The sequence below is a fragment of the Streptomyces sp. VTCC 41912 genome (assembly GCF_045799175.1).
Taxonomy (GTDB): Bacteria; Actinomycetota; Actinomycetes; order Streptomycetales; family Streptomycetaceae; genus Streptomyces; species Streptomyces albulus_C.
Genome location: NZ_JBJMAB010000007.1, coordinates 39,728 through 59,541, shown reverse-complemented (window position 1 = coordinate 59,541; position 19,814 = coordinate 39,728). Strand labels below are relative to the sequence as shown.

General features: G+C 73.8%; 22 protein-coding genes. 4 read left to right on the top strand and 18 right to left on the bottom strand.

The window, feature by feature from the left end; translation table 11 throughout:
* Positions 1 to 8: 8 nt before the first annotated feature.
* From ACJ6WD_RS13110 to ACJ6WD_RS13100, 3 genes are read right to left on the bottom strand one after another with little or no spacing between them, the layout of a single operon-like run.
* On the bottom strand, positions 9 to 851 hold the full coding sequence (locus ACJ6WD_RS13110) for an inositol monophosphatase (protein WP_233659520.1): 843 nt from the start codon (positions 849 to 851) through the stop codon (positions 9 to 11).
* Positions 832 to 1,491 carry a hypothetical protein gene (locus tag ACJ6WD_RS13105; protein ID WP_407615821.1) on the bottom strand — a complete coding sequence of 220 codons (660 nt, stop codon included), beginning with the start codon at positions 1,489 to 1,491 and terminating at the stop codon, positions 832 to 834. Before ACJ6WD_RS13105 ends, ACJ6WD_RS13110 begins: the two co-directional genes overlap by 20 nt.
* Before the next feature lie 19 nt (positions 1,492 to 1,510).
* Positions 1,511 to 2,461 (bottom strand): hypothetical protein, encoded by a 951-nt coding sequence (locus ACJ6WD_RS13100; RefSeq protein ID WP_407615820.1) that lies wholly within the window; start codon positions 2,459 to 2,461, stop codon positions 1,511 to 1,513.
* 521 nt (positions 2,462 to 2,982) lie between these two features.
* On the opposite strand from ACJ6WD_RS13100, the gene ACJ6WD_RS13095 reads away from it, so the two are divergent.
* The 3 genes from ACJ6WD_RS13095 to ACJ6WD_RS13085 all read left to right on the top strand — a co-directional run bounded on the left by ACJ6WD_RS13095 (position 2,983) and on the right by ACJ6WD_RS13085 (position 5,046).
* Positions 2,983 to 3,600: a DUF6230 family protein gene (locus ACJ6WD_RS13095; RefSeq protein ID WP_376556182.1), complete on the top strand. Its 618-nt coding sequence runs from the start codon at positions 2,983 to 2,985 to the stop codon at positions 3,598 to 3,600.
* A 1-nt stretch (position 3,601) separates the two neighbouring features.
* A complete protein-coding gene (locus ACJ6WD_RS13090; RefSeq protein ID WP_233659524.1) occupies positions 3,602 to 4,000 on the top strand; it encodes a DUF6114 domain-containing protein in 399 nt (132 codons plus the stop codon).
* A gap of 374 nt (positions 4,001 to 4,374) precedes the next feature.
* Positions 4,375 to 5,046 (top strand): hypothetical protein, encoded by a 672-nt coding sequence (locus ACJ6WD_RS13085; protein ID WP_407615819.1) that lies wholly within the window; start codon positions 4,375 to 4,377, stop codon positions 5,044 to 5,046.
* A 128-nt stretch (positions 5,047 to 5,174) separates the two neighbouring features.
* Here the strand turns inward: ACJ6WD_RS13085 and ACJ6WD_RS13080 are convergent, their stop codons facing one another.
* The 4 genes from ACJ6WD_RS13080 to ACJ6WD_RS13065 all read right to left on the bottom strand — a co-directional run bounded on the left by ACJ6WD_RS13080 (position 5,175) and on the right by ACJ6WD_RS13065 (position 8,868).
* Positions 5,175 to 5,429 (bottom strand): hypothetical protein, encoded by a 255-nt coding sequence (locus tag ACJ6WD_RS13080; RefSeq protein ID WP_407615818.1) that lies wholly within the window; start codon positions 5,427 to 5,429, stop codon positions 5,175 to 5,177.
* A 41-nt stretch (positions 5,430 to 5,470) separates the two neighbouring features.
* A complete protein-coding gene (locus ACJ6WD_RS13075; protein WP_233659527.1) occupies positions 5,471 to 7,852 on the bottom strand; it encodes an excinuclease ABC subunit UvrA in 2,382 nt (793 codons plus the stop codon).
* A gap of 151 nt (positions 7,853 to 8,003) precedes the next feature.
* Positions 8,004 to 8,414 (bottom strand): VOC family protein, encoded by a 411-nt coding sequence (locus ACJ6WD_RS13070; RefSeq protein ID WP_016574739.1) that lies wholly within the window; start codon positions 8,412 to 8,414, stop codon positions 8,004 to 8,006.
* Positions 8,415 to 8,424: 10 nt separating this feature from the next.
* Positions 8,425 to 8,868: a helix-turn-helix transcriptional regulator gene (locus tag ACJ6WD_RS13065; protein WP_233659528.1), complete on the bottom strand. Its 444-nt coding sequence runs from the start codon at positions 8,866 to 8,868 to the stop codon at positions 8,425 to 8,427.
* 147 nt (positions 8,869 to 9,015) lie between these two features.
* On the opposite strand from ACJ6WD_RS13065, the gene ACJ6WD_RS13060 reads away from it, so the two are divergent.
* Positions 9,016 to 9,546: a MarR family winged helix-turn-helix transcriptional regulator gene (locus tag ACJ6WD_RS13060; RefSeq protein ID WP_233659529.1), complete on the top strand. Its 531-nt coding sequence runs from the start codon at positions 9,016 to 9,018 to the stop codon at positions 9,544 to 9,546.
* 15 nt (positions 9,547 to 9,561) lie between these two features.
* On the opposite strand, the gene ACJ6WD_RS13055 is transcribed toward ACJ6WD_RS13060, so the two are convergent.
* From ACJ6WD_RS13055 to ACJ6WD_RS13005, 11 genes are all read right to left on the bottom strand, one after another.
* On the bottom strand, positions 9,562 to 10,584 hold the full coding sequence (locus tag ACJ6WD_RS13055) for an aromatic ring-hydroxylating dioxygenase subunit alpha (protein ID WP_331246814.1): 1,023 nt from the start codon (positions 10,582 to 10,584) through the stop codon (positions 9,562 to 9,564).
* A gap of 2 nt (positions 10,585 to 10,586) precedes the next feature.
* Entirely contained in the window at positions 10,587 to 10,814 is a 228-nt protein-coding gene (locus tag ACJ6WD_RS13050; RefSeq protein ID WP_407615817.1) for a recombinase-like helix-turn-helix domain-containing protein, read from the bottom strand.
* Positions 10,815 to 10,848: 34 nt separating this feature from the next.
* On the bottom strand, positions 10,849 to 11,784 hold the full coding sequence (locus ACJ6WD_RS13045) for a PDR/VanB family oxidoreductase (protein ID WP_233659532.1): 936 nt from the start codon (positions 11,782 to 11,784) through the stop codon (positions 10,849 to 10,851).
* A 13-nt stretch (positions 11,785 to 11,797) separates the two neighbouring features.
* On the bottom strand, positions 11,798 to 13,435 hold the full coding sequence (locus ACJ6WD_RS13040) for a thiamine pyrophosphate-binding protein (protein WP_407615816.1): 1,638 nt from the start codon (positions 13,433 to 13,435) through the stop codon (positions 11,798 to 11,800).
* Positions 13,436 to 13,445: 10 nt separating this feature from the next.
* The gene (locus tag ACJ6WD_RS13035) at positions 13,446 to 14,228 is read right to left on the bottom strand and encodes an SDR family oxidoreductase (RefSeq protein WP_376556197.1); all 783 of its coding nucleotides are present in this window, start codon (positions 14,226 to 14,228) and stop codon (positions 13,446 to 13,448) included.
* A 34-nt stretch (positions 14,229 to 14,262) separates the two neighbouring features.
* Complete coding sequence (locus ACJ6WD_RS13030; protein ID WP_407615815.1) at positions 14,263 to 15,027, bottom strand: SDR family oxidoreductase; 765 nt, start codon at positions 15,025 to 15,027, stop codon at positions 14,263 to 14,265.
* Positions 15,020 to 15,541, bottom strand: a complete 522-nt coding sequence (locus ACJ6WD_RS13025) for a cupin domain-containing protein (RefSeq protein WP_233659535.1) — start codon at positions 15,539 to 15,541, stop codon at positions 15,020 to 15,022. Before ACJ6WD_RS13025 ends, ACJ6WD_RS13030 begins: the two co-directional genes overlap by 8 nt.
* A gap of 9 nt (positions 15,542 to 15,550) precedes the next feature.
* Positions 15,551 to 16,333 carry an alpha/beta fold hydrolase gene (locus tag ACJ6WD_RS13020; RefSeq protein WP_407615814.1) on the bottom strand — a complete coding sequence of 261 codons (783 nt, stop codon included), beginning with the start codon at positions 16,331 to 16,333 and terminating at the stop codon, positions 15,551 to 15,553.
* Positions 16,330 to 17,139, bottom strand: coding sequence for an aspartate dehydrogenase domain-containing protein (locus ACJ6WD_RS13015; RefSeq protein ID WP_376440206.1), 810 nt, complete (start codon positions 17,137 to 17,139; stop codon positions 16,330 to 16,332). Before ACJ6WD_RS13015 ends, ACJ6WD_RS13020 begins: the two co-directional genes overlap by 4 nt.
* A complete protein-coding gene (locus ACJ6WD_RS13010; protein WP_233659538.1) occupies positions 17,136 to 18,068 on the bottom strand; it encodes a VOC family protein in 933 nt (310 codons plus the stop codon). The genes ACJ6WD_RS13015 and ACJ6WD_RS13010 overlap by 4 nt, the downstream gene beginning before the upstream one ends.
* Before the next feature lie 64 nt (positions 18,069 to 18,132).
* Positions 18,133 to 19,617, bottom strand: coding sequence for an aldehyde dehydrogenase family protein (locus ACJ6WD_RS13005; RefSeq protein WP_376440200.1), 1,485 nt, complete (start codon positions 19,615 to 19,617; stop codon positions 18,133 to 18,135).
* Positions 19,618 to 19,814: the final 197 nt, after the last annotated feature.

The window sequence follows — 19,814 nt, the reverse complement described above, 5'->3', positions numbered from 1 at the left end:
GGCCGTGCTCAGGCCGCCCGCGCCCCGGCGACCACGTCGAGCAGGTGCGTCAGGGTGTCGCCGCGGGCGGCGACGAAGCTGCGGTCGGTGTCCGGTCCGGTGGAACCCACCGTGAAGGGGCCGCCGGTCAGCGTGCGGAACTCCACGCCCGCCTCGACGGCCAGCAGGGCGCCCGCGGGGAAGTCGATGCCCTCGGCGCGGTAGCCGACGAAGCCGTCGATCGCGCCGCGCGCCAGCATGCTCCAGCCCAGCAACGGCGCCCAGAGCTGGAGCACCCGCCGGGTGCGGCGCTCCAGATGGCCCCGCAGCCCCGCGGCCACCGGGTCGGTGCGACGCACCGCGTGGCCCTGGGTCCAGGCCACCACCGGACCGCTGCGCGGCACCGCACCGTGCGGCCCGAGCAGCGGGTCGGGGCCGCAGGCGGCGCCCTGGCCGCGGACGGCCCGCCAGGTGGAGCCGGTGACCGGTTCGTGCACCACCCCGACGACCGGCGCGCCGTCCACGCACAGTCCGATGCCGACGGCGTAGGCGGTCAGGCCGATCGCGACGTTGTTGCTGCCGTCGAGCGGGTCCACCAGCCAGGTGCGGCGGCTCACCGCGTCGAGGAGGCCGGCCTCCTCGGACAGGATCCGGTCGTGCGGGAAGTGCGTCTGGAGGCGGGCGAGGATGAGCTTCTCGGCGGCCAGGTCAAGGTCGGTGACGACGTCGCCCTCGGCGTCCTTGACGCCCACCGCGCGGGCCGCGCCGAACCGGCCGCGCAGCAGGGCCCCCGCCTCCTCCGCCGCGGCCACGGCCACCCGCGTCTCGCTCGCGTAGGGGGCGGCCTCCACGTCACTCGCGCTGCTCGGCATGGATCCTCCTGAGTGCTGTGCGGACGGTCCGTTCGGTGTGCTCCGCCCCGCACAGCCGGCGCACCGTACGGTGACCGCGGCCGTGCAGGGGCCCCAGGGAGAGGTCGGTGTGGCCGGGCAGCGACCGCCCGAGCACCAAGGTGGCGGCGGGCTGGCCGCGGGTGACGACGGTGGCGTGGAACTCCCCGGCCGGCAGGCTGTACGTCTCGCCGCTGCCGCTGGAGGCGGCCGGGCCCGCTTCGCAGTGCACCAGCCGGGGGGTGGGCCGCAGTTCGTCGACGCCCGAGGGGGCGCTGAAGACCTCGAAGATCCGGTGGGTGGGGGTGCGCGCCTCGTCCGTCACGGCGACCGGGAGGTTGCCGACCCGGCCGTAGAGGACGTAGCTGCGCAGCTCCCAACTGTGGGCGTGCATGGGGGAGGCGGTGGGGTCGGCGGGGGCTCCGGTGCCGAAGAGGTGGACGCAGACGCCGCGGGCGCCGTCGCGGACCAGCGGCAGGCACAGGAAGCCGAGCGGGTGGCGGACCGCGCGTAACTCCCGCTTGCCGCAGGCGATGTCCTCCAGGGCGCCGGTGACGCTGGCGCGGGGCGCCTCCCGCGGGATGCCGGGCCGGAGCAGTCGGTCGAGCGTGTCGTAGTCCATGAGCCGCGCCCGAGGCGTCTCACCTCCGGTAGGGGTCCTCAGCGTGCAGGGCTTTCTCGACGATCTCCGCGACGTCGGCGTCGCTGAACACCGAGGGCAGGGGCAGGTCGACGTCGTCGAAGACCGAGCGGACCTCGTCGACGGTCGGTTCGTCCCCGAGCGGGGCGACGCCGCGCAGGTCGAGGCGGACGGCCTGTTCGCGGCTCTGGTGCAGCTCAGTGACGTAGTAGTCGTAGAGCGGTTGGTCGCGGGCGACGAGGAGGTTGACGCGGTTCGGGTCGTCCTGGGTGATGATCAGGCAGGTCTCGGAGAGGTCGAAGCGGAGGGTGGGGACGCCCGAGGAGAGGTGGACGCTGATCTCCAGGGTGTCGAGCCGCTGGCGGAACCAGCAGGCGGCCAGGACCGTGGCGTACGCCTCCTTGCGGGTGCGGTCGGCGGTCCAGGCGTGCGCGGCGTCGTCGTTGCGGCGGCGGGCGAAGGTCTGGCGGAAGCGGGCGTAGGCGGCGCAGGTCTGTTCCTCCGCCGGGTTGATGATGTCGATCTTGATGCTGAGTTGGGCGCGTTGGCGGGTGGCGGCCTCGACGCACCGGGGCAGCGTGACGGCCCGCAGGTAGGTGCCGGTGCCGCCCTTGAAGTACCAGCGGTTGGTCTGCGCGCGGGCCCGCTCCAGCGCGTCGCCGACCTGGTCCCCCGACAGGGAGCGGACCATCGCGAGGTCCTCCAGGGCGCGCCGGGTGTCCGCGTACGCCTCTTGTATGTCGGACTTGCGGCGCAGCCGTTCGGTCATCGAGCCGACCGCGAGCGTGCCGAGCACCAGCAGCGTCGCACCGGACGAGACCTTGTCGCTGATGACGTCGCCGAGGACGTCCATCAGGCCGATGGTCAGGCCGAGCCCCACGGCGATGAGTCCGTCGAGGTTCCTGATCGCCCAGGCGACGACGAACTCCACCCGCCCCACACGCTGTGCCACGTTGAGTCCCCCTCCCCGTTCCCTGCATCGTAGGAGGAACGGGAGGGCTCTGGCCAGGGCTACCCGACGGTCGGAAGATCCCTCCGGGGTACGGGAGTTGCGGGGCCGGACCGGGGCGCACGAGGACCTCCCGGGCCGCGCGCCGGGGGCCGCCGCGCACGCCGCGGCCGGTCCTTTCGCGCCACCGGTGCGCACAGTCGACGGAAAACCGTCGCACGCGCGTCCTTGCCAGCGGACAGCGGCGGATTTACATTCAACTCGCCGGTAACACCCGGGGTAACACCCGTAGTTCGGCACCAACGACGCAGCGGCGCCCTCTGGCGCCGCGTGCCCGCACCGCCCCGCCGCGTACGACGCACCCGATGCCCAGCCGGCGTGCACGGTTCGCCGCCGCGGCCCCGCACCTCCGCACGGCCCCGCCCACCCCACGCGCGGCGGCGCCGTGCCCTGCACGCGGAGCCCGCTACGCCCCCCACACGTTCGACAGCGCGGCCCACCGGACTCTTCGAAGGGGACACGACGTGAAGGACGCACACGGCAGACACGTCACGGGACGCATCAGCTGGCGGCGGTTCGCCGTGCTGACCGTCCCGGCCGTCGCCGGTACCGCAGCCTTGGGCATCGCCCTGGCCAACGGGGCCCTGGCGGCCTCGTTCGCGGTCTCCGGACAGCAGTTCAAGGTGTCAGCGGACAGCCTCACGGGCGACGGCTTCGCCCAGTACGGCAGCGTGGACGCCAACGCCCGCGGCGACCTCCTGCCCGTCGCCGTCACCGCCATCAAATCCGCCGAACTGCACCACCTGTGCCAGTCGGTCGTCACCCACCTGCCGGTCCTCGGCGACATCTCGCTCAAGCTGACGGCGGGCAGCAGCACGCCGGTGCGGGCCACCGACCTCTTCGTGGACGCCACCCAGCTGTCCGGCGACGCGTCCTTCCACCACATCGAGATCGGCCGGGACGCCTCGACGCTCACCAAGGGGCCGGCCGACGCCCAGGGCCTCCAGGACCTCTTCGCGCAGCAGGCCGACGACGTCTCCATCAACCACCTGCGGCAGACCGCCTGGGCGACCAACGCCGGCACGTTCCGGCTCTCCGGCCTCAGCATGCAGGTCTCCAAGGGCACGAAGGAATGCTTCTGAGATGGGCGCCGCCCGAGCCCTGGCCGGCTGGCGGCGCTGGCGCCGGGGCCGTCCCTTCTGGGGCGGGCTGGCGGCGGTGCTGGCCGGTGCGGAGATCTGCGCCCTGCCGCTGGCCCCGCTGAAGATCATGCTCCAACAGGGCATCGCCGGCGTCCCGTCCGTCCTCATGGGCCTGGTGATGGTCCTGATGGGCCTGTCGGCGTGGTTCGCCCCGCACTACCGGGGCCTGGCGGGCGTCCTGACCGTACTGGGCGCCATGGCCGCCCTGGTGATGTCCAACCTGGGCGGGTTCCTGATCGGGACCGTCCTCGGCATCCTCGGCGGGGCGCTGATCTTCGCCTGGCAGCCGGTGGACGCCGGACCGCCGCCCGCCGCCCCGGGCACGGCCGTGTCCACCTAGCCCGGCGGGGCCGGCGGCCGTCGGGGAGCCCTCCGGACGGCTTCCCGACGGCCGCCCGAACGGCCCGTGCGGAGGTCGGCGTACTCCCGTGCCGGCGCGACACCGCTCCGGGCGGCGCCCACCCGCGCGGCACACCTCCCAGCCCCCCAGCCCCCACCGCCCCTCCGCCCCCTCCCAGCCCCTCCGCCCCCGCCCGGCCGCCGGGCAACCGCAGCCACCACCCGGCCGATCCGCTTGCCGCGCGGCGCGCCCGCCCCGCCCCTCCCCGCGCCCCGGCACCCCCACGCCACCACGCACGGCCGGACACCACCACGGCACCTCCCCCCTCATACGGCCCGGACCCCCGGGCGCACCCCCGCACGAAGGAGACAGTGATGGCACAGCACCTCCCCCGCACCGTGCTCACCGCGTCGGCCGGCATCGCGGCGGCACTCGGACTCACCCTGGCCGTGACCGGTCCGGCGACCGCCTCGCCCGGCGCCCGGACAGCCGCGGCGTCCACCACCGTGGCGCCCGCCGGACACGCCTTCGGCGCGACGCTCACCGGCACCGCGACGTTCTCCGCCGGTTCGGTGACGGTGACCTGTTCCACCTCCGGCGCCAGCGGCACGGTCCCGACCGCGCCCGCGAACACCAACGCCGCCGGACCGGTCAGCAGCGCGGTCTCCGCGCCCACCTACAGCTCCTGCACCACCAGCATGCCGGGCGTCAGCGCCACCGTCACCACGACCGGCAACTGGTCCGTCGCCATGCAGAACGGCCCGACGGTGACGGCCGGGCTGACCATGCCCACGGCCGGTTTCGTCCTCAAGACCAGCGGCCTGGCGAGCTGCACGGTGACGGCCGCGCCGACCGCGGCGGCGACCGTCAACGGCACCTGGACCAACGGCGCGCCGTCCACGCTGAAGTTCACCGACGCGTCGGTGCCGGTGAAGGTGGTGGGCGGCTTCGGCTGCCCGACGACCGCGACCACCTCGAAGTTCAACGCCACCTACAAGGTCACCGACACCACCGACCCGACGTCCGCCATCACCGTCACCGGCTGACCACCGGACACCCCCCGCCCCACCGCGCCGCCGACGGCCGTTCCCCGGCCGGCGGCGGCACTCCTCGTAGCGATCCGGTCCGCCCCGGCTGGCCGGCCAACACGCCTGTCCCGTAAGCGGGTTGGAAACTAGTCCCGTCGGGCTGCCGCCGCGCGCAGGGCATCGGAGACGGAGGACCGCAGGGCGGTGGGGACGCCGCCCGCGCTGAAGTAGGCGGCGGCAGCGTCGACGACGCGGTCGTGCGCGGCGCGTGCGGTGTCCTGTGCCGCGGTGAGCGCCTCGATGCCCGTGGCCGCGTCGACCATGTCGCAGGTGGCGACGACCATCACCTGGGCGGCGGTGTGGACGGCCGGGTCGGGCACGAGGAGCCGCAGCGCGACCACGGGGCGGGTGAGGGCTCCCCCGCCGACGGCCGGGTGGCCGCTCAGTCCCCCACGTACGCCGCGAGGTGCTCCCCGGTCAGGGTGGCGCGGGCCGCCACCAAGTCCTCGGGGGTGCCCTCGAAGACGATCGTGCCGCCGTCGTGGCCGGCGCCGGGGCCGAGGTCGATGATCCAGTCGGCGTGCGCCATGACCGCCTGGTGGTGCTCGACGACGATCACCGACTTGCCGGAGTCCACCAACCGGTCCAGCAGGCCGAGCAGTTGCTCGACGTCGGCGAGGTGCAGACCGGCGGTCGGCTCGTCGAGGACGTAGACGCCGCCCTTCTCCGCCATGTGGACGGCCAGCTTCAGGCGCTGCCGCTCACCGCCCGACAGCGTGGTGAGGGGCTGCCCGAGCTTGAGGTAGCCGAGGCCGACGTCGGCGAGCCGGCCGAGGATCCGGTGTGCGGCCGGGGTGCGCGCCGCGCCGTCGCCGAAGAACTCCTCGGCCTCGGCCACCGACATCGCGAGCACCTCGCTGATGTCCTGGCCCCCGAGGTGGTACTCCAGGACGGACGCGTCGAACCGCTTGCCGTCGCAGTCCTCGCAGGTGGTGGCGACGCCGGCCATCATCGCCAGGTCGGTGTAGATGACCCCGGCGCCGTTGCACGTGGGGCAGGCGCCCTCGGAGTTGGCACTGAACAGGGCCGGCTTGACCCCGTTGGCCTTGGCGAACGCCTTGCGGATCGGGTCGAGCAGACCGGTGTAGGTCGCCGGGTTGCTGCGCCGCGAACCGCGGATGGGGCTCTGGTCGACCGAGACGACGCCCTCGCCGGCCGGGATCGAACCGTGCACGAGTGAACTCTTGCCGGACCCGGCGACGCCCGTGACGACGGTGAGCACCCCGAGCGGGATGTCGACGTCGACGTCCTTGAGGTTGTGCGCCGTGGCGCCGCGGACCGCCAGCACGCCGGTGGGCTCGCGCACGGTCTCCTTGAGGGTGGCGCGGTCGTCGAAGTGCCGGCCGGTGACGGTGCCGCTGGCCCGCAGTTCCTCGACGGTGCCCTCGAAGCAGAGGCTGCCGCCGTCGGAACCGGCGCCGGGGCCGAGGTCGACCACGTGGTCGGCGATGGCGATCGTCTCCGGCTTGTGCTCCACGACCAGCACCGTGTTGCCCTTGTCCCGCAGCCGCAGCAGCAGGTCGTTCATCCGCTGGATGTCGTGCGGGTGCAGGCCGGTGGTCGGCTCGTCGAAGACGTACGTGGTGTCGGTGAGCGGGGAGCCGAGGTGGCGGACCATCTTGACGCGCTGGGCCTCGCCGCCGGAGAGGGTGCCCGCGGGCCGGTCGAGCGAGAGGTAGCCGAGGCCGATCTCCACGAACGACTCCAGGGTGTGCTGGAGCTTGGCGAGGAGCGGTGCCACCGTGGGCTCCTTGAGGGCGCGGACCCAGGCGGCCAGGTCCCGGATCTCCATCGCGCAGGCGTCCGCGATCGAGATCCGCTTGATCTTCGAGGCCCGGGCGCCCTCGCTGAGGCGGGTGCCGTCGCAGTCGGGGCACGTCGTGAAGGTCACCGCGCGCTCCACGAACGCCCGGATGTGCGGCTGCATCGCCTCCTTGTCCTTGGCCAGCATCGACTTCTGGATCCGCGGGAGCAGACCCTCGTAGGTCATGTTGATGCCCGCGATCTTCATCCGGGTCGGCTCGTGGTGGAGGAAGGCGTGGAGTTCCTTCTTGGTGTACTTGCGAATCGGCTTGTCGGGGTCGACGAGGCCGGACTCGGCGTAGAGGCGGTAGTTCCAGCCGCCGGCGGTGTAGCCGGGGATGGTGAGCGCGCCCTCGGCGAGGGAAGCGGTGTCGTCGTAGAGCTGGGTGAGGTCGATGTCGGAGACGGCGCCGCGGCCCTCGCAGCGCGGGCACATCCCGCCGGTGCGGTTGAAGGTCGCCTTGACCGCCTTCTTGTTGCCGCGCTCGACGGTGATCGCGCCGGACGCCCGGACCGAGGGGACGTTGAAGGCGTACGCGCTGGGTGGGCCGATGTGCGGCGCGCCGAGCCGGCTGAAGAGGATCCGCAGCATCGCGTTGGCGTCGGTGGCGGTGCCGACGGTCGAGCGGGGGTCGGCGCCCATCCGCTGCTGGTCGACGGTGATCACGGTGGTCAGCCCGTCGAGGACGTCGACCTCGGGACGCGCCAGCGTCGGCATGAAGCCCTGTACGAAGGCGCTGTAGGTCTCGTTGATCAGCCGCTGCGACTCGGCGGCGATGGTGTCGAACACCAGCGAGCTCTTGCCCGAGCCGGAGACGCCGGTGAACACCGTCAGCCGGCGCTTGGGCAGCTCGACGTCCACGTCCTTGAGGTTGTTCTCGCGCGCGCCGTGCACGCGGATCAGGTCGTGGCGGTCGGCGGCGTGCGGTGCGGGCGCCTGCGGGTCCGTCCTCTTGGCCATGCTGTTCGTGTCTCCGTCTGTGCGGTGCGGGGGCCGCCTGCGCGGTGTGCCCGGGCCGTCGTGGCGGCGGCCGGGGCGGGAACCCGGTCCGCGGTCGGGCGGGTGGGCCGGGGTGGTGCCCGCGGGGCACGGGCGGCGGCTGTCGGGCGGGTCAGCGCAGTTCCTGGATCCGGATCAGGTTGCCGGCGGGGTCGCGGAAGGCGCAGTCGCGCACGCCGTAGGGCTGCTCGGTCGGCTCCTGGACGACCTCGGCGTCGCTGGCCTGCACCTGCTCGAAGGTGGCGTCGAGGTCCTTGGTGGCCAGCAGGATCCAGCCGTAGGTGCCCTTGGCCATCATCTCGGCGATGGTGCGGCGCTCGTCGTCGGTGATGCCGGGGTCGGCGGCCGGCGGCGCCAGCAGGAGGGAGGTGTCGGGCTGGCCGGCGGGGCCCACGGTGATCCAGCGCATGGTGCCCTGGCCGACGTCGCTGCGGACCTCGAAGCCGAGGACGTCGCGGTAGAAGGCGAGGGAGGCTTCCGGGTCGTCGTGCGGGAGGGAGCTGACGTGAAGGGTGATGTCCATGGCCGTCACGCTAGCCGCGGCCCGTGGGCGGCGCTTCTCGATTCCTGATCGGTCGGGTGACCTGCTTCGCCACGCACGACGGCAGGCCCACCGTCGACCGTGCCGCCTGCCGCCGGTAGGCGCTGGGCGGCATCCCGACCAGTTCGGTGAAGCGCGTGCTGAAGGTGCCCAGCGACGCGCAGCCCACCGCGAAGCAGACCTCGGTGACGCTGAGGTCGCCGCGGCGCAGCAGGGCCATGGCGCGCTCGATGCGCCGCGTCATGAGGTAGCTGTACGGCGATTCGCCGTAGGCGAGGCGGAACTGGCGGCTGAGGTGCCCGGCGGACATGTGCACGCCACGGGCGAGGGCCTCGACGTCCAGCGGCTGCGCGTACTCCCGGTCGATCCGGTCGCGGACCCGGCGCAGCAGCGCGAGGTCCCGCAGGCGCTGCGCCGGAGGGTTTCTCTCGGTCACCTGAAAAATCGTGCCACAGGGTGCGGACCCGCACCGGCCGCGCTCGGGGGCGGTCTCTCAGGGATAGGATTTTCGGGTGTCAAGGGGCCGGGACGCCGTGGATGACCTGCGGCGGCGTGGTCCCGCGGGCCGGGTGAGGGGACGGGGATGGCGGAGCGCAGGGTGGCGGAGCCGGATGCGGTGGCGCGGGTCATCGAGGACTGGGCCCGGGAGCGGCCCGACCTGGACACCTCCCCGTTGGCGGTCCTGGCCCGGCTGCACCGCTCGTACCTGCGGTACAGCGCCCGCCTGACGGCGTCCATCGAGCGCCACGGCCTGTCGGTGGCCGGTTTCGACGTGCTCACCGCGCTGCGGCGGGCCGGCCGGCCGTACCGGCTGACCGCGGGGCAGCTCGCCGACTCGGGCCTGGTGTCGTCCGCCGGGGTCACCCTGCGCATCGACCGGTTGGAGAAGGACGGGCTGATCGTGCGGGAGCGGGACGCCGAGGACCGGCGGGTGGTGTATTCGCGGCTCACGGACGCGGGGCTGGCCATGGTGGACGAGGTGTTCGCCGAGCACCTGGAGAACGAGCGCCGGATGCTCGCGGGGATGTCGCCGGCCGGGTGCCGCCAGCTCGCCCGGTTGCTGCACGAGCTGGAGCACTCGATCCTCGCGTCGGACGAGGAGCCGGCCGGCTGAGGCCGCGGCCCGGGGTCACCCGGTGGTCGCGGCCGTGCTCTGCCGTTCGGCCTCGGCGCGGAGCAGGCGGCGCAGGCGGACCACGCCCAGGTCGTGCTGGTAGAGGTTCTCGCGCTGGTCGGCGTCGGCCGGCAGGGCCTCCAGCATCACCCGGTCCTGCTCCAGGACCTCCCAGTGCCGTTCCTCGATGAGGGTCTTGTAGAGGAACCGCCAGGTGTCGCGCTGCCAGCCCTGGACGCGGCGGTAGCGCCAGAAGAAGACGCCGGTGCGTGCGGCGTCCACCGGGCAGACCATGCCGACGATTCCGAAGGCGCCGCCGGGGCCCGCGGACGGCGGGTACGGGATGGACAGGTCCACCCAGTCCACGCCGGTGCGGCACAGCTCGACCCAGTCGAAGTTGACGCCCCGCTGGTCGGTCTTCTCGAAGAAGTAGCCGCGGTCGGTCTCCCGGATGCGGAACTTGGCGGTGGTGTCGCCGTCGTACATGGTGTGCGACGCGCGGTGCAGGAACGCGCCGTGCATCGGGTCGAGGAGGTTCTCCATGGCGTAGCGCCAGGGGACCTGCCACTCGGCGTGGCAGAGGATCGCCTCGACGTCCGGGTCGTCGAGTGGTTCGGGGAGGGTGAGTGCGGCCGGTTCGGGGTGCCGGTCGTCGCCGAAGTAGGCGAGGACCGCGCCGGCGACCTCGCGGACCGGCAGCGAGGTGACCAGCTTCCTGCCTTCGAGGGCGCAGCCGGGCAGGCCCGGTACGGACGCGACGGTGCCGTCCGGCGTGACCTCGACGCCGTGGTACCAGCAGGCCACCCGGTCCCCGAGGTGCGTGCCCAGGGACAGCGGGGCGCCGCGGTGCGGGCAGCGGTCGGCGAGCAGGGCGGGGGTGCCGTCGGAGCGGCGGAACAGCAGCCACTGTTCGCCCAGCGCGGTGACCTTGCGCATCGCGCCGGGGGCGACGGCGGAGGACGGGGCGACGGGGTGCCACTGGTTGCGCAGCCCGTTGGCGTAGATGTGGTCGGCGGTGTCGGTGCAGGACAGGGTCATGGTCAGGCTCCCAGGCGGTGCATCTCGGCGCGGAAGGACTCCTCGGTCCAGGGGGTGCCGTCCGGCGCGTTGACCTGACGGTTGTTCAGTCCGCGGATGACGTCGGCGAGTTCGTGGCCCTCCTTGGTGAAGACCTCTTCGAGGGTGGCGGCCAGCTTGTACTCGTAGGGGGTGGGTTCGCGCGTACGGGACTGGTGCGGGTCCAGGTACGGCCGGTCGGCGGTGCTCATCGGGCCTCCTAGGCGCGGGGCGCAGGGCGGTGGGTCACAGGTCGAGGACGAGGCGGTCGGACGCGCAGCGCGAGACGCAGATCATCATGGTGGCGTTCGCGGTGTGCTCGGCGTCGCTGAGGAGGAGGTCGCGGTGGTCGGGGGTGCCGGCGAGCACCCTGGTCTCGCAGGAGCCGCAGATGCCGTCCCGGCAGGAGCTGGTGACGAGGATGCCGGCGTCCTCCGCGGCCTCCAGGATCGAGGTGCCGGTGCGGACGGTGAGGGTGCGGCCGGAGGCCCGGCACTCGACCTCGAACGCCCGGTCGCGGGCGCGGGGTTCCACCGCGGGCGCCGCGAAGCGCTCCACGCGCAGGCGGTCGGCGGGGCACTTCCGTGCGAGGGCGGCGAGCAGGGGCTCCGGGCCGCAGCAGTACACCAGGGTGCCGGCGGGCAGGTCGGCGAGGGCGGCGTCCAGGTCGGGGTGCCCGCGCTCGTCCTGGGGGACGACGGTCACCGCCCCGCCCAGTGCGGCCAGTTCGTCGGTGAAGGCCATCGAGGCGCGGCTGCGGCCGCCGTACACCATCCGCCAGTCGGCGCCGCGGCGGGCGGTCTCGCGGGCCATGGCGAGCAGCGGGGTGATGCCGATGCCGCCGGCGACGAACAGGTAGCCGGGGGCGTCCTCCAGGGCGAAGTGGTTGCGGGGCGGGGAGACCGGGACGGTGTCGCCGGGGCGCAGCCGGGTGTGGACGTGGCGCGAACCGCCGCGCGAGGCGGGTTCGTTGAGCACGCCGATCCGGTACGTCGCGGCGGCGCGCGGGTCGCCGCACAGGCTGTACTGGCGGATCCGGCCGCCGACGTCGACGTCGACGTGCGCGCCGGGCGTCCAGGCGGGCAGGGCCGCACCGTCGGGACGGGCCAGTTCGACGGAGAGGACCCCGTCGGCCTCCCAGGTCATCCGGCGCACGATCAGGTGCAGGGACGTCTCGCTCATCGCGGCTGGCTCCTCACTGGCCGGGGACCTTCACGGGCGGGGTGAACGGGCGCTTCATCGGGCCCAGTGCCGCCAGGTCGACCTCGACGAGCACCGGCCCGGCCGACCCGACGGCCTCGGCGAGTACCGGCGCGGCGTGCTCCGCGGCGGCGATGCGCCGGTACGGCAGCCCGCACGCGGCGGCCAGTCGCGCGAATTCGGGGGTGGCCAGGTCCACACCGGAACGCCGCGCGCGGTGGGCGTCCTGCATGTTCCGCAGCACGCCGTAGCCGCCGTCGTTGAAGACGAGCAGGGTCAGGCGCGGGCGTTCCTGGGCGAGGGTGAGGAGTTCGCCGAGGTGGACGGCGAGGCCACCGTCGCCGGCGATGACGACGGTGGGGTCCTGTGGACGGGCGAGGGCGGCTCCGATGCCCATGCCGAGACCCTGCCCGATGCCACCGCCGCGGGGGAAGACGTTGTCGCGCGGATCGTAGAGCTCCAGCAGGCGGTTGCCCCAACTGCTCGACGCGATGGTGACGTCGCGGGCCACGACGGCCGTGCGGGGCAGTATGGCGCGCAGCGCGTCGCAGAGCGCGGCGTGCGGGCCGATGGCGTCGCGCAGGGCGGCCCGCACCTGGTCGCGGACCGCGCCGACCCGGTCCGTCCAGGCCGGCTCGGCCGGTGCCGCGTGCGGCAGCAGCGCGGCGAGGACGCCGGTGGCGTCGCCGTGCAGCGGGTGCCGGGTCGGGTAGACCCGGCCGAGTGCGGCGACGTCGAGGTCGATCTGGAGGTGGGCGGCGGGCAGTTCGAGTTCGTAGTCGGCGGTCTCGTTGGAGCGGAAGTGGGTGCCGACGGTCAGCAGCAGGTCGGCGTCGGCGAGCAGGGCGCGCGCCGGCGGGGTGGTGGCGAAGTTGCCGATGACCTGGGGGTGGTCCTCGGGCACCGTGCCGCGCCCGGAGTTCGAGGTGAGCAGGCCCGCGCCGGTCGCGGCCAGCAGCTCCGCGAGGACGGTCCGGGCCCCGGTGGCGCCGCCGCCCGCCCAGATCAGCGGCCGGCGCGCGGACGACAACAGGGCTGCGGCGGCGCGCAGTTGGTCGGGGGCAGGCGCGGGGGCGGGGGTCGGCGCGGTCGGTGCGGGCGGCTCCGTCGGCGGATCGGTCTGGGCCGCGTACTGGAGGTCGATCGGCCACTCGACGCTCGCGGGGCCGCCGGGTGCGGTGCGGGCCGCCCGTGCGGCGCGGCGCAGGATCCGGCCGGCGTCGGCGGCGGAGTCCACGGTGGCCGCGTGCGCGGAGACCGCGGCCAGCATGCCCAACTGGTCCTTGGTCTCGTGGATGTAGCCGCGGCCGCCGCCCAGGTAGCGGTGTGCCACCTGTCCGGTGACGTGCAGGACGGCGGTGCCCGCGCTGAGCGCCTCGATCAGCGATCCGGCGGCGTTGCCGGCGCCGGTGCCGGTGGAGGTGAGGGCGCAGCCGATGCCGCCGCGGGCCCGCCCGTAGGCGTCGGCGGCGTTCACCGCGGTCGCCTCGTGGCGCACCGGGACGAACCGCAACGCGCGGTCGACGGCCTCGACCAGCGGCAGGTTGTGCACGCTGACGATGCCGAAGACGGTGTCGATGTCCAGTTCCCGCAGGACGGCGACGAGGAGATCGCCTCCGTTGTCGTAGTGCATGGGGGTCTCCTCAGAGGATGGTGCGGCCGATGCCGCCGCACACGTCGATGCTGGTGCCGGTGATGTACGAGGCGCGCGGCGAGAGCAGCGTGACGATCGCGTAGGCGACCTCCTCGGGCCGGCCGAGGCGGCCGAGCGCGATGCCGCGGTCGGTGGCGAGCCGCGCCTGCCAGTCCGCAGGGCTCAGTGCGGAGTTCGCCGCGGCGTGGCGGCGGGTCCACTGGCCGGTGTCGATCAGGCCCAGGCACACGGAGTTGACCCGGATGCCGTCGGCGGCGAGCTCGACGGAGAGCGATTTGGTGAGGTTGAGGAGGCCGGCCCGGGCGGCGCTGGTGGTGATCAGGCGGGGTTCGGGTTGCTTGGCGAGGACGGCGTTGACGGTGACGACGCTCGGTGCGGGGGACGCCTTCAGGTGCGGGCGGGCCGCCTGGAGCGGGTTCAGGACGCCGAAGAACTTCAGTTCCAACTCGTCGCGCCAGTCGTCGGCGGTGCAGGCGTCGAGGCCCTTCATCCGGGACTGTCCGGCGTTGTTGACGAGTCCGTCGATGCCGCCGAACGCGCGGGCGGCGTCCGCGGTGAACGCGCGCACCGCGTCCGGGTCCCGGACGTCGCAGACCGCCGTCAGCAGGCGGCCGCCGTCGAGTCCGGCCGTCGCCCGGGCGAGCCGGTCGGCGTCGCGCCCGCAGGTGGCCACCCGCGCGCCCTCGTCGAGGAGGGCGCGGACCGTGGCCAGGCCGACGCCCGAGCTGCCGCCGGTGACCACGATGGTGCGGTCGGCGAGGCCCAGATCCATGTCAGGTGTCTCCTGTTCGCTCGGTGCACCGTGGTCAGTGCATGGTGAAGCCGCCGTTGACGGCGATCACTTGTCCGGTGAGGTAGCGGGACTCCTCGCCCAGGAGGAAGGCGACCGTGCCGGTGAGGTCGTCGGGCTGCTGGGGGCGGGAGATGGCCCGGCCCACGCGGTAGAGGTCGTGCCGTTCGGCGGGCACGGTGGCGGTGGCCTCGCACTCGGTCAGGCCGGGCGCGACCGCGTTGACGGTGATGCCCTTGTCGCCGAGCTCCCGGGCCATCGCCCGGGTCAGGGCGATCACGGCGCCCTTGGAGGCGATGTAGTGCGCCAGTCGCGGGGAGCCGTACAGGGCGGCGTCGGAGGCGAGGTTGACGATGCGGCCGGGCCCGCCGTGGGCGAGGAGCTGCGGCAGCAGGAGCTTGGAGACCAGCCAGGGGCCGCGCGCGTTGACCGTCATCAGCCGGTCCCAGTCCGCGACGTCGAGGTCCCAGAACTCCTTGCCGCCGACGCCGTTGGCCAGCGCCGCGTTGTTCACCACGGCGTACAGCGGCCCCAACGCGACGCAGAAGTCCACCAGTTGCCGCACCGATGCGGGGTCCGCGACGTCGCAGTGGGTGAAGTGGGCGTCGCCGCCCGCCGCACGCAGTCGGGCCTGCGCCGCCCTCCCCCGGTCCGCGTCCACCTCGGCGAGGACGACCCGGTAGCCGTCCCGTCCGGCGCGGCGGGCCATGGCCAGTCCCAGGCCGCGGCCCGCCCCGGTGACGACGACGGTCCGGTCGCCGTTCGTGCGCCGCTCAGTCACGGGTGACACCGTGCATCGGCGAGTGGGCGGGGTAGGTCGGCACCTGCGGCTTCCGCGTCCCGATGACGACGCAGAACAGCGCGTCGGTGTCGCCCTCGTTCTTCAGCGAACGGGCCACTCCCGCCGGGACGACGATCATGTCGCGGTAGCCGAGGGTGCGGTACTCCGCCTCGGCCTCGCCGCGGTGGATGCCGACCCGCACCCGGCCCTCCAGGACGAAGAATGCCTCCTCGACGTCGTGGTGGGTGTGCTCGGGTCCCTCGGCGCCCGGCGGCAGCAGCATGTTGGAGAAGGTGAACCCGCCGGAGGGGATGATCCGGTTGTCGCCCTCGTGGTTGCCGGTGGCGCCGGAGCCGACGTAGCGGATCTGCGCGCGGCGGTACTGGTCACCGGCCTTCGCCTGGAAGGCGAGGGTGTCCCAGTCGGGTTCGCGGGACTCCCGGGTGGCGATGAGCGCGTCGGTGTACGCGGCGAGGTCCCCGCCGTTGTCGTAGTCGGTGGTGGTCAGCGGCATGGTGGGCTCCTATGCGGGGATGCGGGCGGTGATGCGGAGATGGGAGAGCACCCAGGCGTTGAAGCGCGCGGGTTGCTCCTGGTTGGCCAGGTGACCGGCGTCCTTGACGGTCACGTAGGCGGACGGGTGGACGGCGCCGGCGATCGCCTGGGAGGCGTCGGGGCCGGTGACGCGGTCCTGGTCGCCGCAGAGGACGAGGGCCGGCGCGGCGATCCGGTCGAGTTCGCCGCGCAGGTCGGCGGCGGCCATCGACGCGGCGGCGGACGCGTAGCCGGGCGGGCGGACGGCGGCCGCCATGGTGTCGGTCACCTGGCGGACCAGCGCGGCGGGGGCTCGGGCGGAGAGCAGGCGGGGGGCGCGTCGCTCGGCGAAGGCCCGGGGGCCGACCTCGGCCAGTTCGTCGGCCCGGGCCCGCATCGCGGCGGCCTTCGCCGGGTCGGTGCCGGAGCCCGGACTGGAGTCGGCGACGACGAGCGACGCGACGAGTTCGGGGTGGCGGACGGCGAGCCGCAGCGCGAGCACGCCGCCCCAGGACACGCCGAGGACGTGGGCGTCCGCCCCGCGCGCACGGATCAGGGCGGCGGCCGTGTCGACGTAGTCGTCGAGGGCCAACGAGCCTTGTGGATCAGGTGACTTGGCGTATCCGGGGGCGTCCCAGGCGAGGACCCGGGCGTGCCGGGACAGTGCGGCGAGTTGCGGGGCGAAGGCGGCGGAGGAGGAGCCGATGCCGTGCAGGCACAGCAGCAGCGGCCCGTCTTCGCCGGCCGCTTCGAGGTGGACGGCGGCGGTCACAGGATCTGTCCCGTCCGCCCGGCCAGCGCGGCGAGGCTGCGCAGCACGGCGTGCGGCACGACCCGGCTGGTCGCCGGGTTGCCGGGGTCGGGCAGGTGCGCGACGTCGAAGCGGTACGTCCCGTGCGGCCCGGACGCCTCGACGACGTGCCGGGTGTGGCGGGCGGCGGGATCGGCGACGACCCGGACCCGCACGGCGTCCAGGTCACCGACGGCCAGGGCGACGGAGGCGGCGACGTTGGTCGACCTCGGGAACCGCGTCGGAACGTCGCGGGCGGTGCCCGTCATGACCTCGACCGGGCCGGTCGCGGTCCGCAGTCGGGTGAGCAACTCCTGTTCCATCCAAGGCTGTTCGAGGGTGCCGGGCAGTTTGGTGGTGGTGAGCTCGACCGTGTGCAACGGGCCGAGGGCGCGTACCGCCTGGAGCAGGTCGAGGCCGCCGACGGCGCCGCCGGTGAAGTACACCCGGCCCGGCCCGGCCGCCAGCAGGCGAGCGGCCAGGTCCTCGTCGGCCAGGGCACCGGTGGAGGCGATCAGCAGGTCGGCGCCGGCGGTGAGGACCCGTTCGCCCCAGGCGCGGACGACGCCCTGGCCGGCCGCTTCCACGATCAGGTCGCAGCGCTGGAGGGCCTCCTCGAAGGTCACTTGCGGGGCGGGTGCGCCCTCGCCGAGGGGGCGGTTGTCGACCAGGCACTCCAACGCGGCGCCGGGGACGCGGTGTTCGGCCAGGGCTGCGCCGACGACGCGGCCGATGGCGCCCCAGCCGACCAGGCCGACCTTGCGGGGCAAGCGGGTGCGGGGTGTCATGCGGTGGCCTCCTCGGCGGGGGCGGCGAGCGGGCCGGGGTCGGGGGCGCCCGCCATGTGGCGGCGGATTTCCGGGGAGGGCGGGCCGGCGGTGCCCCACAGGTCGGACAGTTCGGGCGTGCGCCGCCAGACCTTGGCGATCCAGCGGTCCTCCACCACCTGGGCGACCTCGGAGGTGTACTCGCAGACCAGGCCGGTCGGGTCGGTGAAGTAGGAGAAGGTGTTGTCGCCGGGACCGTGCCGGCCGGGCCCCCAGTGGGGCGTGATGCCGTGGTGGCGCAGGCGGCCCAGGCCCCGCATGAAGTGGTCGATCGACCGCATCTCGTAGGCGACGTGGTTGGGCGAGACCCACTCGGCCTGGTTGAAGGCGATGCAGTGGTGGTCCGCGTTGCACCGCAGGAACGCCATCTGGTGCTCGGACCAGTCGGAGACGCGCAGGCCCAGGACGTCGCAGTAGAAGGCGACGGACGCGTCGATGTCGGTGGTGTTGAGCACGGCATGGGTCACCCCGACCGGCACCGCCGCGTCCCGGCCGCCGGGCCGGACGGCCCAGGTCTCGGCGGACAGCTCGATCAGGCGCCCCTCGTGGTCGGTGAAGCGCAGGCCGTAGCCGCCCCCGACCTGGTCGAGGCGGCCGGGCCCGGCGACCGGCGGGATCCCTCGGGCGAGCAGCCGTCGGGCCGCCTCGTCCACCTCGGCGGGGGTGCCGACCGCGAACGACAGCCGGCCCAGACCGCTGCGGTCCGCGCGGGTCAGGTGCAGCGCGTGGTGCTCCTCGCCGGTGCCGCGCAGCCAGACGGCGTCGCGTTCGGACTCGACGGGGGCGAGGCCCCACACCTCGGCGTAGAAGTCGGCGGCCTCGCCGAGCGCGGGCGTGAACAGTTCGACCGAGCGCAGGGCGCGCAGTCGGGCGACGGGGGGTCGGGTCATGGCCTTCTCCGGTAACGGGGTTGGGGGGCAGTGGAGTTGGTGCGTCGCTCGCGCTCTTCGGCGGTCACCCGGCCCACGGCAGGGGCGCGTCCGAGGTGCCCCAGTACAGGGACTTCTGTCGTTGGTGGGCGCGGATCGCGTCGCGGCCCTTCTCGGTGCCCAGGCCGCTGTCCTTCATCCCGCTGAAGGGGGTGGAGATGCTGAACTGCTTGTAGGTGTTGATCCAGACGGTGCCGGCGTCGATGCGGCGCGCCAGGCGCCAGGCCGCCCGGTGGTCGCGCGTCCAGATGCCGCACGCCAGTCCGTAGACGGTGTCGTTGGCCTGTCGGACCAGGTCGTCCTCGTCGTCGTAGGGCAGGGCGATCAGCACCGGGCCGAAGATCTCCTCCTGGCAGGCCCGCGCGGAGTTCGGGAGGCGGTCGATGACGGTCGGCAGGTAGTAGGCGCCGTCGCGGTACGCGTCGCCCTCGGGTGCGGCGCCGCCGCACCGCACCCGGCCGCCCTCGGCGCGGGCGAGGTCCACGTACCCGGCGACGGCGTCCCGGTGCCGGTGGTGGACCAGCGGGCCCACCTGGGTGGCGGGGTCGGTGCCCGGCCCGACCCGCAACTTCCGTACCCGTGCCACGAGTTCGTCGACGAACGCCCGGTACATCTGGCGCGCGACGAACAGGCGGGAGCCGGCGATGCACGACTGCCCGCTGGCCGAGAAGATCCCGAACATCACCCCGGCCAGGGCCTGTTCGAGGTCCGCGTCGGCCCGCACGATGGTGGGGGACTTGCCGCCCAGTTCGAGCGAGGCGGGGATCAGCTTGCCGGCCGCGACCGCGGCGATGGTCCGACCGGTCCCGGTCCCGCCCGTGAAGCCGATCCGGCCGACCAACGGGTGAGCGGCGACCGCCGCACCGACCTCGCGACCACTGCCCGGCAGCACCGACAACAGCCCCGGGGGCAGGCCCAGTTCACCCAATGCCTGGGTGATCAGGCGGCCGAGCGCGAGGGAGACCAACGGTGTCCAGGCGGCGGGCTTGACCAGGACCGCGTTGCCGGCCGCGAGCGCGGGGGCGATCTTCTGCGCGTCGCTGGCGACCGGCGAGTTCCAGGGGTTGATGGCCGCGACGACACCGATCGGCTCGTGCACGCTCATCGTGACGTAGGCACCGCGCGACGGGGTGAGCGCCTCCTGCGCGGTCTCCAGTGCGGCCGCGGTGTAGCGGAAGGTCGCAGCGGCGCTGAGGGCGAGGGCCGTGGTCTCGGCGAGGGTCTTGCCGGTGTCCGCGGTCTGTACCGCCGCCAGTTCGTCCGCCGCCTCCGCCACCAAGTCGGCTATGCGATGGAGGAGTTGGGCGCGCCGGTGGGGCAGGAGGTCGCGCCAGGCAGGGTCGGCGGCGGCGCGCGCACCGGCCCGCGCGGCTTCGTCCACCTCGTCGACGGAGGCCGCCCGCAGCTCGGCGAGGACCCGCCCGGTGGCCGGGTCGACGGTCGTCAGCGGTTCGCCCGTGCCGGGGCGCCACTGCCCGCCGATCAGGATGTCGGTGGAGAAATACGACACGATGGACCTCCCGGACCGGTCGGCGAAGGGGCGGCGCTGCGGGCCCCGTTGACTCCGAGCGCTAGGAATCTAAGGGCTTAAATATTTGCCGGACAAGACCCCCGACGGCGAAAAATATCTTTGCCATTAACCATTGACCGCTTAGACAACTGTTCCTACTGTCTCCGCAACTCCTCTGCTCGCGGAAGGAACCCCTC